At 66.9% G+C, this 15,639-nt stretch carries 5 protein-coding genes and 2 pseudogenes; all 7 read left to right on the top strand.

What is annotated here, in order from left to right:
- Positions 1 to 120 precede the first annotated feature (120 nt).
- The 7 genes and pseudogenes from OKB81_RS01000 (at position 121) to amoH (ending at position 15,637) form a co-directional block, all read left to right on the top strand.
- The gene (locus tag OKB81_RS01000) at positions 121 to 1,308 is read left to right on the top strand and encodes an isochorismate synthase (RefSeq protein ID WP_160836946.1); all 1,188 of its coding nucleotides are present in this window, start codon (positions 121 to 123) and stop codon (positions 1,306 to 1,308) included.
- Positions 1,305 to 2,966, top strand: a complete 1,662-nt coding sequence (locus tag OKB81_RS00995; RefSeq protein WP_160836944.1) for a (2,3-dihydroxybenzoyl)adenylate synthase — start codon at positions 1,305 to 1,307, stop codon at positions 2,964 to 2,966. Before OKB81_RS01000 ends, OKB81_RS00995 begins: the two co-directional genes overlap by 4 nt.
- A gap of 23 nt (positions 2,967 to 2,989) precedes the next feature.
- Complete coding sequence (gene amoB / locus OKB81_RS00990) at positions 2,990 to 3,928, top strand: amonabactin biosynthesis bifunctional protein AmoB (RefSeq protein WP_160836942.1); 939 nt, start codon at positions 2,990 to 2,992, stop codon at positions 3,926 to 3,928.
- Positions 3,925 to 7,026, top strand: a complete 3,102-nt coding sequence (amoF, locus tag OKB81_RS00985) for an amonabactin biosynthesis non-ribosomal peptide synthetase AmoF (RefSeq protein ID WP_270674404.1) — start codon at positions 3,925 to 3,927, stop codon at positions 7,024 to 7,026. The genes amoB and amoF overlap by 4 nt, the downstream gene beginning before the upstream one ends.
- A 20-nt stretch (positions 7,027 to 7,046) precedes the next feature.
- A pseudogene (gene amoA, locus OKB81_RS00980) lies at positions 7,047 to 7,796 on the top strand (amonabactin biosynthesis protein AmoA).
- Between the two features lie 14 nt (positions 7,797 to 7,810).
- A pseudogene (gene amoG / locus OKB81_RS00975) lies at positions 7,811 to 14,099 on the top strand (amonabactin biosynthesis non-ribosomal peptide synthetase AmoG).
- Positions 14,096 to 15,637, top strand: a complete 1,542-nt coding sequence (gene amoH, locus OKB81_RS00970; RefSeq protein ID WP_270805094.1) for an amonabactin biosynthesis glycine adenylation protein AmoH — start codon at positions 14,096 to 14,098, stop codon at positions 15,635 to 15,637. The pseudogene amoG and the gene amoH overlap by 4 nt, the downstream one beginning before the upstream one ends.
- Positions 15,638 to 15,639: the final 2 nt, after the last annotated feature.

Here is a 15,639-nt window from a genome sequence, read left to right as displayed (position 1 = left end):
AGTTCCCGTTTTGGCGATTCAAAATCCCATTGACCCCGCGATTTCAAAGCGAGTATTTTACCGCCGCACAAGGTCAAACTGATAATCATTATCATTTTGAATCTTCTTTGAGGGTATGACGTGAAGACTCGAGTAATGGAAAATGGCGCACCTGCCGAGGCGAAGATGTCGCCTGATTTCTTGTTTACCTCGGGTCAGGGCACGATCAGTGCCACTGACCTGGGGCAACCCATCACCACCCCCGCCTGTGAATGGCCCCTGCTGGAACAACAGATTGCCAGCGCCTTAGCCGCGGCCAGCGCCGCCGGCCAGAGCAATCCTCTGCTGATCGGTGCTTTTGCGTTCGACCCGGCGGAGGCCTCCTGCCTCTATGTGCCCGGCAACTATAAGTGGGGCGAGAAACTTGCCCCGACAGAGCCGTCATCGGTGACAGCGGCCGAGCAGGCCCCCGAGGCCAACCGGGTCATCTCGGTGCAGAGCACCCCGCCGGCCAGCGAATTCCAGGCCTCGGTCAGCGCAGCGCTGGATGCGTTTGCACAAGGTCGGCTCGCCAAGGTGGTGTTGTCGCGCAAACTCACCCTTACCCTGCACCAGCCTGCCGATCCTAAGCAGGTGATGGCCCGTTTGATGGCCCAGAATCCCCACGCCTTCCACTTCTCCCTGCCGCTCGGCCAGGGTCGCCGTCTGCTTGGCGCCAGCCCGGAGCTGCTGCTGCGGGTCAGCGGGGGAGAGGTGTTCACCCATCCGTTGGCGGGCTCCGCCAGACGGGCGAGCGAACCGGCGCAAGACGAAATGGTGGCCAGGGATCTGCTGGCTTCTCGCAAGGATCAGCATGAACACAAGTTGGTGATCGACGAGATCCGCCGGGTGCTGACCCCCCACTGCCGCGAGCTGGCGATCCCCGCTCATCCCTCGCTGATGAGCACGGATACCCTCTGGCATCTGGGCACTCCCATCGCTGGCCGGCTCAATGGCGGCGAGGCGTCGGTGCTCTCCTTGGCCTGCCAGCTGCATCCCACCCCGGCCCTGTGCGGCTATCCCACCGATCTGGCCCGCCAGTTCATCCGCGAGCAGGAGCCCTTCCGGCGAGCCCTGTTAAGCGGCATCGTTGGCTGGTGCGACAGCCAGGGCAACGGCGAGTGGGCCGTGGTGATCCGCTGCGGGGTGCTCGATGGCCATCAGGTCGAGCTGTTTGCCGGCGCCGGTATCGTCGCGGGCTCGGATCCCGCCATGGAGTGGGCCGAGACCGGCACCAAGCTTGGCACCATGCTCAAGGCACTGGGCCTGGATTTGGAGGTGGCGCAATGAGCCAATTCAACCGCTTCCTGCCCTATACCCGCTGGCCCGACGAATTGGCCCAGCGCTACCGCACCAAGGGCTATTGGCGCGGCGAGCCGCTGACCGCCATGCTGGCGCGTCAGTGCGAGCTGGCCCCCGACGCCGAGGCCATTCTCTGCGGCGAGCGCCGCTTCAGTTATCGTGAGCTGGACGCCGCCTCGAGCCGGCTGGCCGCAAATCTGGCCCGCCACGGCCTGGGGGTGGGGGACACCGCACTGGTGCAGCTCCCCAACGTGGCTGAGTTTTATCTGGTGTTCTTCGCCCTGCTCAAGGCTGGCATCGCGCCGGTCAATGCGCTCTTTAGCCACAACCGGCTGGAGCTTCTCTCTTATGCCGAGCAGATCACTCCGCGCCTCTTTATCGGCTCGCTGGCTCACCCGCTGTTTGCGAGCAAGGGTCGCGAGAGCGAGCTGCTGACAACCATCGACACTGAGCTGGTGCTGCTGGATGGCGACGCAGGGGCGCTGGGGCTGACCCACTGGTTGACGAAGGGGGATGAGAGTGAGCCAGTGAAATATGGCCCGACCCCAGCGGACGAGGTGGCCTTCTTCCAGCTCTCCGGCGGCAGCACAGGCACTCCCAAGCTCATTCCCCGTACCCATGACGACTATTACTACAGCGTGCGCCGCAGCAATGAGATCTGCGGCCTAGGCTCCCACACCCGTTATCTGTGCGCCCTGCCGGCGCCCCACAACTTCCCCCTGAGCTCCCCCGGGGCGCTCGGGGTGTTCGAGGCGGGCGGTACCGTGGTGCTGGCGCCGGATCCCAGCCCCATCAGCTGTTTCCCGCTGATCGCCCGCCACCGGGTCAACCTCACCTCGCTGGTGCCGCCGGCGGTCTCGCTCTGGTTGCAGGCCGCGGAAGCGGACCCCGCTGCGCGCACCCAGCTCGAGAGCCTCGACTTGCTGCAAGTGGGCGGCGCCAAGCTGGGGGAGGCGGTGGCCAGCAAGATTGGGCCGCTGCTCTGCTGCCGGCTGCAGCAGGTGTTCGGCATGGCGGAGGGGCTGGTCAACTACACCCGGCTGGACGACCCCGACGAGAAGGTCATTCACACCCAGGGCCGCCCCATGAGCCCGGACGACGAGGTGCGCATCCTCGATGAGGCGGGCAACCCGGTCGCCTCCGGCGAGCCTGGCGCCCTGCACACCCGCGGCCCCTATACCTTCCGCGGTTACTACCAGAGCCCGGCCCACAACGCCCGGGTGTTCGATAGCGATGGCTTCTACTGCTCCGGCGACCTGGTGGTACAGGATTCCGATGGCTACCTCACCGTGGTCGGGCGGCAGAAGGATCAGATCAACCGGGGCGGCGAGAAGATCGCGGCGGAAGAGGTGGAAAACCAGCTGCTGCACCACCCGGCCATCACCCATGCGGCCCTGGTCTCCATGCCCGACAGCGCCATGGGGGAGAAGAGCTGCGCCTTTATCGTCACCACAGAGCCGGGGCTCAAACCGCTGGCCTTGCGCAAGTTTCTGCGCGAGCGCGGAGTGGCGGATTTCAAGCTGCCCGACCGCTTCGAAACCCTGGACGCCCTGCCCATGACGGCGGTGGGCAAGATTGACAAGCAGGGGCTGCGGGCGCGCATTGCGCACCTCATCGCCGCCAACCAGTCCCTGACAACCGCATAAAACTAAAAAGGAATCATGACGTTATGGCTATCCCAACCCTGAACAATTACGCCATGCCCAGCCAGTGGAAGGCCAACAAGGTCGACTGGACCCTGGAACCCAAACGCGCCGCCCTGCTGATCCACGACATGCAGGAGTACTTCACCGCCTTCTATGGCGAAAACAGCCCGCTGATCGCGGCGCTCACCGAGCGCCTGGCCGCCGTGCGCAAGCAGTGCAAGGCCCTCGGCATTCCGGTCTTCTACACCGCCCAGCCTAAGGATCAATCCCCTGAAGATCGCGCTCTGCTCAACGACATGTGGGGCCCGGGTCTCAACAAGCGGCCCGAGCAGCAGCTGGTGGTGGCAGCGCTGCGCCCGGAGCGTGACGACACCGTGCTGGTCAAGTGGCGTTACAGCGCCTTCCAGCGCTCCGAGCTCGAGCAGATGCTCAAAGCGCTGGGACGGGATCAGCTGATCATCGGCGGCATCTACGGCCATATCGGCTGCATGATGACCGCCTGCGACGCCTTCATGCGCGACATCCAGCCCTTCTTCCTGGCGGACGGGGTGGCGGACTTCTCCCTGGCCGACCACCAGATGGCGCTCGACTATGTGGCAACCCGCTGCGGCAAGGTGATCCGCTGCGAGGAGGTGCTGGCCCTTGCTCCGGCTTCCGCTTCTGCCGCCCAGAGCAATTCGTTGTCCGCCAATCCATTACTGACCAATCCGTTGCTGACCTACGAGGGGCTCAAGGCGCGGCTGCTGAGTCACATCGACGAGGACGAAGGGGAGTTTGACCCCGACGAGAACCTCATCGACTACGGTCTGGATTCGGTGCGGATCATGGCCCTGCTCACCGAGTGGCGCGCCGCCGGGGTGGAGCTCGGCTTCGTGGATCTCGCCAAGCTGCCGACCCTCAACGGTTGGTGGCGCCTCATCGAGGCCAGGCTGGCAGCCCAGGCGCTGGAGGTGACCCCATGAACCGCTTCCCCTTGACCATCCCCCAGCAGGGGCTCTGGTCCGGACATCTGCTCAATGACGACAAGGCGATGTTCAACACCGCCGAGTGCATCGCCTTCGACGGCAAGGTCGAGGCGGCCGTGCTGGTCGCGGCCCTTGCCAAAGCGGTGGGGGAGTGCGAGGCGCTCAAGGGCCATTTCGAGCAGGATGGCGAGGCGGTCTGCTTCGTCTCGCATGAGCTGCCCCTGGCCTATGAAGAGGTCTCCCTCGAGCGCGATGACGAGACGTTGGCCCGCACCTGGGCCTGGGCCGATCTGCGCCGCCCGTTCGAGCTGACCCAAGAGCCGCCCTGCCGCTTCGCCCTGCTGCGCGGCCCCGGCCGCGATTACCTCTACAGCTGCGTGCACCACATCGCCCTCGACGGCTTTGGCACCACCCTGCTGTTCCAGCGCATCGCCGAACTGTATGCACAGGGGCTGGCCGGTGCGATGAACTCCCCATCCCCCTTCGGCTCGTTGGCGGAGGTGCTGGCGGAAGAGGCGAGCCGCGAGCTAAGCGGCAAGAACGCCGCCGCCCGCGCCTTCTGGCAGGAGCAGCTGCAAGGCTGGCCCGAGGTAAAATCTTTTGGCGAGACCCGCGCGCCGATTGCCGCCGACTTTATCCGCGAGAGCCGCCCGCTGCCGGCGGCGCTCTGGCAATCCCTGACCGGCTTTGCCGACGAGCACAAGCTGGGCTGGCCCGATCTGCTGCTGGCCGGCCTCTCTGCCCAACTGTCGCTTGCGAGCAGCCAGGATAAGACCCTGCTCGGCCTGATGATGATGAACCGCATCGGCTCGGCATCGTTGACCGTGCCCTGCATGCAGATGAACATTACCCCGCTGGCGCTGACACTGGGTGAAGAACTGGATCTGGCGGGCGCCGCCGGCGCCGTGGCCAAGGCCAAGCGCGGGGTGCGCAAACACCAGCACTATCGCTACGAGCTGCTGCGCCGCGATCTTGGCCTGGTGGGGGGCGACAAACGCCTGTTCGGCCCGCTGGTCAACATCATGCCGTTCGATCACGCTCGCCGCTTCGGGCCGCTATCTGCCCATATTCTCAACATCAGCGCCGGCCCGGTGGAGGATCTCACCATCGAGGTGCAGGTCGGCGTCGATGGCCAGCCCAGACTGGATCTGGACGCCAACCCCGGCTGCTACTGTCAGGCGGATCTGGCTGCCATCGCCGATACTCTGTTTGCCCTGCTGGGACGCTGGCTGGCCGAGCCAGCCCAGACTCTGGGAACGCTCAAGGCCGACTGGCTGGCCGAGCAGCGAGCCAGGGCGCTGATCGCCGGCCCCGCCCATGAAGCTCTCCAGGTGCGGCCGGTGCTGGAGGCGCTCTGCCACTTCGCCGCCCAGACCCCGGACAAGATTGCCTTGATTCAGAGCAATGCGCAGGGAGAGGCCCGCTTCAGCTACGAGGCGCTGCTGGCCCGCTGCGAACAGATGGCGGCCGCCCTGCAGGCCGAAGGCGTCGTCCCCGGCGACAAGGTGGGGGTCATGCTGGCCCGCACCCCCCAGGCCATCTTCGCCCAGCTGGCGGTGCTGCTGGCGGGCGCCGTCTACGTGCCCCTCGACCCCGAGCAGCCGCTGGAGCGCCAGGGCCATATTCTGCGGCTGGGGGAGGTCAAGACCCTGATCACCCAGGCCGAGTACCGCCACAAGCTGGCCAGCCTGTTTGCAGGGCGCACCCTGCTGGCGGGGGATCTGGTGAGCGATGATCGGCTCAACCAGCCGGCCGCTGGCCGCGCCGTCGCCTACCTGATGTTTACCTCGGGCTCGACCGGCCTGCCCAAAGGGGTGGCGGTGAGCCACGGCGCGCTGGATCACTTCGCCGCCGCCGCCCGCTGCCGCTACCACCTGGATGAAGAGGCGCGGATGCTGCAATTTGCCCCCTTCAACTTCGACGCCAGCATCGAGGAGGTGTTCGCCACCTTGAGCGCCGGCGCCACCCTGGTGCTGCGCACCGACGCCTTGCTCGAATCCATGCCCGCCTTTGCGGCTGGGGTGGAGCAGATGGGGATCACCCACCTCGACCTGCCCACCGCGTTCTGGAACGAGTGGGTGGTGGCGCTGACGGCGGGCCAGGCCCATATCCCTGCCGGGCTTACCACCGTCATCATCGGCGGCGAGGCGGTCTATCCCGAGCAGCTGGCCCAGTGGCAGCGCCAGGGCCGCTCCGATGTGCGCCTCTTCAACACCTACGGCCCCACCGAAACGACCGTGGTGGTGACCACCCAGGAGCTGCAACAGGAAGACCCGAACCAGGCCCAGTTGCCCATCGGCCTGCCGCTGCCCGGCATGCAGGCGCTCATCCTGGGGGCAGGGGAGCAACCCGCCAGCGAGGGGGAGCTGGTGTTGCTCGGCCCGCAGCTGGCCAACGGCTATGTGGGTGGCGTGCAAGGCAGCTTCGATACCTTGCGGGTTGGTGCGGAGCTGATGCCCGTCTATCGCACCGGCGATCGGGTGCGCTTGGTGGATGGCCGGCTGGTCTATCTGGGTCGGCGCGACAACGAGTTCAAGATAAGCGGCTATCGCATCCAGCCCGGCGAGGTGGAGGCCCAGCTGCTGGCCCTGCCGGGGGTGGACGAGGCCTGCGTGCAGGGGGTGAGCATCGGCAGCGTGCGCCGGCTGGTGGCCTTCGTGGCGGGGCCGGAGCGCGACAGCCGGGTCATCAAGGCGCAGCTGGCCAAGGTGCTGCCTGCCGCCATGATCCCCACCGATTATCGCCACTATGACCAGCTGCCCCGCACCGGCTCCAACAAGCTGGATCGCAAGGCCCTGCTGGCCGCCTACCAGGCGGGCGGCGAGGCCCTGACCCTGGGCAGCGAGACCGAGAACCGGGTTGGCGCCATCTGGCAGCAGATCCTGGGGCTCGCCACCATGGCGCCTACGGACAACTTCTTCGAGCTGGGGGGCCAGTCCCTGCAGACCATCCAGATCGTCAACCGGCTCGGCGCCGAGTTCGGGGTGCAGGTCAAGGTCTCCGACGTGTTCGATCACCCGCGACTCGATGACTTCTGCCGCTTCCTCGACGGCCTGCTTGCCGAGGACGAAGAGAGCGTGGAGATGGTGTGGTGATGAGCAAGGAGCAACAAGCAATGGCCTTTGATTTCAGTGGCAAGCGGGTCTGGGTGACCGGAGCCGGGCGTGGCATCGGCCGCGAGGTGGCAGCGCAGTTCGTGGCGGCCGGCGCATCCGTGGTGGGGCTGGATCTGGCGTTTCCCGAAGCGGGCTACCCCTATGCCACCCGGCTGCTCGATATTGGCGACTCGAAGGCGGTCAACGCCTGCTGCGCAGCGCTGCTGGCGGACGGCGGGCTGGATGTGCTGGTGAACGGGGCCGGGGTCTTGCGCCTCGGCCCCACCGAAACCTTAAGCGATGATGACTGGCACGACTGCATGACGGTCAACGCCAGCGGCGTCTTCTATCTGCTGCGGGCCCTGGTGCCCCACTTCAAGGGGCAGCGGCGCGGTGCCATCGTCACCATCGGCTCCAACGCCGCCCATGTGCCGCGCATGCAGATGGCGGCCTATTGCGCCTCCAAGGCGGCAGTCACCAGCCTGACCCAGACGGTGGGGCTGGAGCTGGCCCCCTTCGGCGTGCGCGCCAACCTGGTGTCGCCGGGCTCGACGGATACCCCCATGCTGCGCGGCATGCTGCCCAGCGAGTAGGCCATGGCCCGCACCATTGCCGGGCTGCCGGAGCAGTTCAAGCTCGGCATCCCCCTGCGCAAGGTCGCCACCCCGGCGGAGATCGCCCATACCGTCCTCTTCCTGGCCTCGGATCTGGCCAGCCACATCACGCTGCAGGATCTGGTCGTCGACGGCGGCGCCACCCTGAGTGCCTGAGGCTTGAGAAACAGATGAACAATATGATTTTGCTGTTGAAACAGCTGGAGCGGCAGGGGGTCAAGCTTGGGCTGAACGACAAGGGCCAGCTTATCTCCCAGTCGAGCAAGGAGGCGGTGACGCCGGCCATCGGCGCCACCATCAAGGCCCACAAGGATGAGCTGGTGCGCTGCCTGGCGGCCCGTGCCGCCTTCGAGGCGCCCATTCTTGCGCAACGTGAGGCCGAGGGCGCCCGGCAGGGGCCGCTCTCGTCGTCCCAGAGCGGGCTCTGGTTTATCGAGCAGTACGAGGAGGCCTCCCACCTCTACAACATGCCGGTCTATTTTCGCGTCAAGGGAGAGCTGGACACGGCGGCGCTGGAGTTTGCCTTCGACCACCTGTTTGCCCGCCACCCCAGCATGCGTACCCGCTTCATCAAGGATGAGGCGGGCAGGGGGCCCAGGAGATCCTGCCCCATGTTCCCTTCAAGCTGCAGATAGAGGATGTCAGCGCAGAGCCCGAAGCCGAGCGCGAAGCCTATGTGGCCAGACGGGTGCGGGAAGAGATCGGGCGCCCCTTCTCCCTGACCCGGGGGGATCTCAGCCGGGTGCACCTTATTCGGCTGGGCAGCCGCGAGCACGTGCTGCTGATCACCCAGCACCACATCATCTCCGACGGCTGGTCGGTCAAGAACATGTTCGCGGATCTCAAGCGCGCCTTTCTTGCCCATCAGAACCGTGAGCCCCTGCAGGTGAGCGAGCTGCCGCTCACCTACATCGACTATGCCCGCTGGTTCAACTCACCGCGTTTTCTCGATTATCACGCCGAGTTCAAGCCGTTCTGGGTCGACTGGCTCGGTGGCAGCCCCGAGGTGCACGGTCTGCCGCTCGACAAGCCGCGCCCGGCCCATCAGGACAGCGGCGGCGAGCTGGTCTTCTCCACCATCGAGAGCGACCTGTGGGAGAGCTTCAAGCGCCTGTGCCAACGGCACAGCACCTCCAACTTCATCGGTCTGCACGCCCTGTTTGCCCTGCTGATGGTGCGCAAGAGCGGCGAGAAGGAAGTAGTGATCGGCACCCCGCTCGCCTATCGCGAGCGCCACGAGATCGAGTCCCTGGTGGGCTTTTTCGTCAATACGCTTGTGCTGCGCACTCAACTCAGCGGCAAGCCCAGCTTTGTCGACTATCTGCAGCAGTGCCGGGAGGAGGATCTGGCGGCCTTCGATCACCAGCTCTACCGCTTCGAGGCGCTGGCCGAGGCCATCGGCGCCGATCGCACCACCGCCATCAACCCCATCTTCCAGATCATGCTGGTCTATCAGGCCAAGGTGGACTTCAACGATCTCATCCCCGGCTGCCAGCTGGTGGAGGAGACCTCGCCGGTGCTGCCGGCCAAGACCGACATCTCGGTCAAGGTGACCGAGCTGATGGATTCCGTCAGGGTGGACTGGCTGTTTGCCACCGCCCTGTTCGAGCGAGAGACCATCCAGGCTCTTGCCGATCGCCTGTTGCACCTGATGCGCGCCGTGGTGGCGGCCCCCGAGACCGACATCTGGCAGTTGCCGCTGGAGGCGGGCACCGACCAGGCTGCGCTGGCCGCCGAGCTTGCCGATCTGCCGCCGGACTACCCGAGCCGCGACACCCTGCTCTGTCATATCGAGCGGCGCGCTATTCAGTTGCCGGACGCGCTGGCGGTCAGCGACGGCGTGCAATCGTTGACCTATGGCGAGCTGGAGGTGCGTGCCAACCGGTTGGCCCACTGGCTGCAATCCTGCGGCATTACCCCGGGCGCCGCCATCGGCATCCAGGCCAGACGCGATGTCGCCTTCGTCATCGCCCTGCTCGCCTGCTGGAAGGCGGGGGCGGCCTATGTGCCCCTCGACCCTGCCTATCCCGCCGAGCGGCTGGCCCATATCCTGGGCGATGCCTCCATCAGCCAGGTGCTGGGCGGCGTGCCGGATCCGCGGCTTGGCGAGGCGCTGGCGGGCACGACGGCCAAATATCACGATCTGCACCAGCTTGCGCTGGACAAGATGCCAACCAGCACGCCCGCACTGCCTCGGGACGCTGCCATGCTGGCCCAGATCATCTACACCTCCGGCAGCACCGGCCTGCCCAAGGGGGTCATGGTGGAGCAGGGCAGCCAGGTCAACCTGATGGCGGATCACGGCGAGCGCATCGCCCTTGGGAAGGGGGGCGCCATGTTCAACTGCATGTCTCTGTCGTTTGATGCCGGCAACATGACCACCCTGCTGCCGCTCTACTGCGGCGCGGCCCTGCACTTCGGCGAGCCGGGGGAGGGGGTGATCAGTGCCGCGATCGCTCGGGGTGCCAGCCATATGATCCTGCCCACGGCGCTGTTGGCAAATCTATTGCCCCCGGCGGAACTCGGTTCCCTCAAGGCCATCGGTTTTGGCGGCGAGGCGTGCCCGAGCAGCCTGGTGGAGCGTTGGGGGGAGCGGGTGGCGCTGTTCAACATGTACGGCCCGACCGAGTGCACCGTCACCGCGCTCTGCGCGCGGCTCACCCCGGGGGCGCCCATCACAATCGGTCGACCCGTCAACCACCTGAAGGCGCTGATCCTGGATGAGGCGGGCAACCTCTGCCCGGTGGGGGTGCCCGGCGAGCTCTGCCTGGCGGGGCTGGGGCTGGCCCGTGGCTACCTCAATCTGCCACAGCGTACCCAGGAGGTCTTTATCGAACTGGCCTTTGATGCAATGAATGAGGAACGTACCCATCGCCTTTATCGCACCGGCGATCGTGCCCTGCTGCGCCGCGACGGCAACATCCAGTATCTGGGCCGGATAGACGAGCAGATCAAGCTGCGCGGCTATCGCATCGAGCCGGGTGAGATAGAGACCCGGCTTGCCGAATTGTGCCCGGTCATCCGCCAGATCAAGGTGGTGGTGCAGGAGGGGCGCCTGCTGGCATATGCCTGTTTGCAGGCCGGGGCCTGGGAGCCCGACGGCGATGCCCTGCTGCAGCGAGCCGGCGAGTGCCTGCCCGAATACATGGTGCCGGCGCGCCTGTGCTGGCTGCCCGAGATGCCGCTCACCCCCAACGGCAAGCTGGACTTGCGCCGACTGCCCGCCATCGTCTGGCAGCAGAGCAAGGGCGAGCCGCAAAACGAACTGGAGCAGACCGTGCTCGCCATCTGGCAAGGGGTGCTCAAGCAACCGCTCGGGGTGGAGGATGACTTCTTCCGGTTGGGCGGTGACTCCATCCTCAGCATCCAGCTCACCACCCGGTTGCGGGATGCGGGATTGCACTGCAGCGTGAAGGACGTGTTCGAAGCCAAGACGGTGCGCCGCCTCTGCCGCCAGCTCGGCCAGCAGCAGGCGGTCAGCCACAGGAGCGAGCAGGGCAGCCTGACCGGCGAGTTTCCGCTCCACCCCATTCAGCACTGGTTCTTCGAGCAGGGCTTTGCCAGGCCCGGTCACTGGAACCAGGGGGTGATCCTGCGCCTGCCGGCCGGGGTGGACGATGAGGCCCTGCGCGGCTGGCTGAATGCCCTGCGCCAGCACCACGATGCCCTGCGTCTGGCGGTGACCCCGACCGGCCAGCGCTACCTGGCCGAACTGCCATTACCGCCGCTGCCGACCCTGGATGCCGGCAGCCTCGATGAGGCCGGGCTGCAGGCCCGCCTGACCGAGCTGCAGGGAGATTTCGACCCTGCCAGCGGCCACACTTTGGCCTGGGCCCGCCTGCGCAATCTCTCTCTGGAAGGTGAGCGGGCGGGCGATCGCGAGACGGTGGAGGGGCTCTTCCTCGCCTTCCATCACCTGGTGATCGATGCCGTCTCCTGGCGCATTCTGGCCGAGGATCTGGCTCGGGTGAGCAGGGGCGAGCCGTTGCCCGCCAAGGGCAGCAGCTATCGCCAGTGGGGCGAGGGGCTCGCGGCCTATGCCAAACGGGAAGAGGATCAGCTTGGCTTCTGGCTGGCGCAGGGGGAAGGCAGCCAGGGTCACCTGCTGGCAGCAGCGCGCGCCGCCGATGGCCGCGCCGCCGCCAGCCTGCTGCAGTTGAGTCAGGAGACCACGGCCCGTCTCATCGACACCGCCAACCAGGCCTACTTCACCCGGGTGCCCGACCTGCTGCTGGCGGCACTGACTCGTACCCTGAGCGAGCAGGGTTACGGCAGCCGTCACTGCGTGATGCTGGAAGGACACGGCCGTGAAGCCATCGATGCTGAACTCGACGTGAGCCGTACCCTGGGCTGGTTCACCAGCACCTACCCGCTGGCGCTGGCGGATGCCGGTGCGTGGGATGCGCTGGTGTGCGCCACCAAGGAGCAGCTGCGCGCCGTGCCGGACAAGGGGGTGGGTTTCAACGCCTTGCGGCTGCACCACCCACGTGGCTGGGCACTGCCCGAAGCCTTGGTGGTCTTCAATTACCTGGGGGTCAGCCATCTGAGCGTTGCAAGCCAAGCCTGGCAGCCCCTACCGCTGGCGCCGGGGGCACCCAGCTCCCCTGACAACTTGCCGCGTGAGCTGGTCAGCCTGCACGGGGGCGTCTATAACGGGCGCCTCACCCTGCGTCAGGTCGGCTCCCTCAACCAGCAAGGGAGCGACGCCCTGATGGCGCGGCTGGCGGACAACCTGACGGCGCTGGTGGAGCACTGCTGCAACCTGAAGGCCCACGTCACACCCCGAGCGACTTCCCGGGGCTTGGCCTCTCGCAAGCCGCGCTCGATAGGGTGCTGAGCGGGCGCGAGGTGGAGACCCTGCTGCCCATGACCTCGCTTCAGCAGAGCATGTTCCATCACAGGGCGCTGCTGCCCCGGGATCACGCCTATCACCTGCAGACCGAGATTGACTATCACCAGCCGCTGGACGTGGCGGTCTACCGTCAGGCCTGGCAGGGGCAGATCGCCCGCTGGCCAGCCCTTCGCAGCGAACTGGTGCTGGCGGATGGGGTGGCGCTGCAGCGCATCCTCAAGCGCGCCGAGTTCCCGTTCCACTATGAGGATTTGTCTGAAGTGGAAAATGCAGAGGCTCGAGTTCAAGCCTATCGTGAGCAGGATCTGGCCCGCCCGGTCCCGCTGGAGCAGGCCCCCCTGCTGCGCCTTGCCTGTTTCAAATTGGCCCCCGATCACCACAAGGTGATCTTCAGCGCCCATCACGGCGTGCTGGATGGCTGGAGCGGCCCCGTGTTGCTGGGTTCCTTGCATCGTGGCTATCAGGCGCTGATGAACGGCCTGTTGCCGCAGGGCGAGCCGGATTCCGCCTGGCTCGAATTTGGCCGCCATATCGCCAGCCAAGCCCGCAGCGCCGAGACCTACTGGCAGGGGCGGGAGGAGCTGCTAACAAAGCCTAACGATCTCGCCTGCCTGTTCGGGGTGACGCTGGACGCTCGCGCAAGCGGGCGCCACACCCAGCAGCGACCGGCGGTGTGCGCCACGGCGCTGCCGGCCGAGGTAGCGACCTTGCTCGCGCGCCGAGCCTGCGAGCTTGGCGTGACCGCAGGCCTGTTGGCCCAATATGCCTGGCACCGTCTGCTGGCATGCCGCTCTGGCGATGCCGTTACCCTGGTGGGCAACGTGACCCCAGGCCGGGATTACCCCATCGAGGGGATCACCGCAAGCGTCGGGCTCTACATCAACAGCCTGCCGTTGGCCCTGGAGTGGCACACCGAGTTGAGCTTGGCCGAGCATATCGCCCGATTGCAGGCCGATCTGATGGCGCTCAATGAGCACGGTACCCAGTCGCTGGCGGCACTGACCAAAGGCCGGTCGCGTCTGTTCCAGAGCCTGTTCGTGTTCGAGAACTATCCCATGCCGGCAACCCCTGCCGCCCCCGAACCCCACCAGTTGGTGCCGCGCTTTGGCGCCGTGGTGGAGAAGGTGGAGCTTCCTCTCTCCTTGGTGGTCAGCAGCCGGGGCGAGACGCTCCAGCTGCGCCTCGAGTTCGACGGCGAGCAGATCCCCGAGGCCCGGGCAGAGGCGGTGCTGGCTGACTGGCTGGCCGAGCTCGACTGGCTGGCGCAGACGGATCTGAGCCAACCGGCCAGCGTGGCGGCGGTACAGTCCCCGGTGATGCCGCTGGTGGTCGCCACCAGGGCGGAGCCCAGCCTGGCTCAGCCGCCGGCCGAGGCCCGCGTGCTGGTGGCCCTGTGGGAGCGCCAGTGCGGCGTGCCCGGCATCTGGCAGCAGACCCTGTGTGAACTCGGGGTGGATTCGGTGCAGCAGCTCGCCCTGCTGGCGGCCCTCAACGAGGCGTTTGGCCAGGATCGGGCGCCGCTCACCCTGCAGACCCTCAAGGCCCATCCATCCCCCAGCCGGCTCTATCGACACTGGCTGGTGCGTCAAACGGAGGCCGCGCTATGACGGTGACCATCAAGCATAAGGCCCCGGCCGTGTCACCTCCGAGAGGCGCCCTCAAGGGGGCGGCCAACCTGGGCGCGCGGCTGGCGGCCTGTCTGGCCGCCACTCCGCTGGCCCCCGCCATCCGTATGGGCGGGGAGGGCATCAGTGAGGGCGGATCAGATGAGCAGTGGCTCAGCTACGGCGCGCTCAATGCCAGGGTCGGCCAGATTGCCACCCGTCTGCAGGGGCTGGCGGTGGGGGAGCGGGTCGGCCTCTATCTGGCGCGCAGCCCCGATCTGGTGGCCAGCCTGCTGGCCTGCCTGCGCCTCGGCCTCTGCTTCGTGCCGCTCGAGCCGGACTTTCCCCTGGAGCGGCTGCAGGGGATCGCCCGCCAGGCGCGCCTGTCGGCGGTGATCTGCGATGACGAGGCGGGCACCCCGGACTTCGGCTGCCCCCTGCGCACCCTGGATGGGCCAGCAGCAGGGCCCGTCTCTTGGCCTCAGGTGGATGACGCCCTGGCCGCCTACATGATGTTAACCTCGGGCTCCACCGGCGAGCCCAAGGGGGTGGTCATCAGTCGGCGGGCCCTGCTCTGCTTCCTCGACGGGATCCGCGAGCGGCTCGGCCTCTCACCTGGCTGCCACTGGCTATTCATCACCACTCCGGCCTTCGACATCTCCTTGCTGGAGATGTTGGGGCCGTTCTGGGGCGGTGGCCGGCTGACGGTGGCTGGCGGTGAGCACAACAAGGATCCGCTGGGGATGCTGGCCCTGCTCGAGGCCGACCCCTCCATCAACTGGCTGCAGGCCACCCCGGCCTGCTGGCGCATGCTGCTCAAGGCGGGCTGGCAGGGGCGCAATACCCTCACCGCCCTGTGCGGTGGCGAGGCGCTGGACCCAGGTCTGGCCGAGCAGCTCTGTGCCCGCACCCGGCGGCTGTGGAACTGCTACGGGCCGACCGAGGCCACCGTCTGGTCCCTGGTGAGCGAGGTGCGCTGGCCGCCGGTTGGCGGGCAGATCACCATCAGCCACAGCCTGCCCGGCTATCGTCACTGGGTGCTGGACGAGGCGGGGCAGCCGGTGGTAGAGGGGGAGTGCGGCGAGCTCTGCATCGAGAGCCCGGCCCTGTGCGAGGGGTACTGGCGCAAGCCGGCCTTGACCAGCGCCGCCTTCCTGCGCCTTGCCACCCATCGCCTCTATCGCACTGGCGATCGGGTGCGCCTCCTTGGGGCGGACCGCTTCCTCTATCTGGGACGGCGCGACGATCAGGTCAAGCTGCGGGGCTTTCGCATCGAGCTCGGCGAGGTGGAGGCGGGACTGCGCCGCCAGGCCGGGGTGCAGGAGGCGGCTGTGCGCCTGGTGGGCGAGGGGAACGAGGCCATGCTGGTGGGCTACGTGGAGGCGAAAAGCGGGGTGACCCTTAATCGCCTCGCCCTGCGCAAGGGGCTGCAGGCGACGCTGCCGCACTACATGGTGCCGACACGGCTTATCCTGCTGGATGCCCTGCCCAAGACCGGCAGCGGCAAGCTCGACAGAAAGGCGCTGCCATTACCGGGGTGACA

This window comes from Aeromonas sp. QDB56, from assembly GCF_027705505.1.
In the GTDB taxonomy this organism is placed as follows: domain Bacteria; phylum Pseudomonadota; class Gammaproteobacteria; order Enterobacterales; family Aeromonadaceae; genus Aeromonas; species Aeromonas caviae.
Note: the sequence above shows the minus strand (reverse complement) of the source record. Positions and strands in the feature narration are given on the sequence as shown.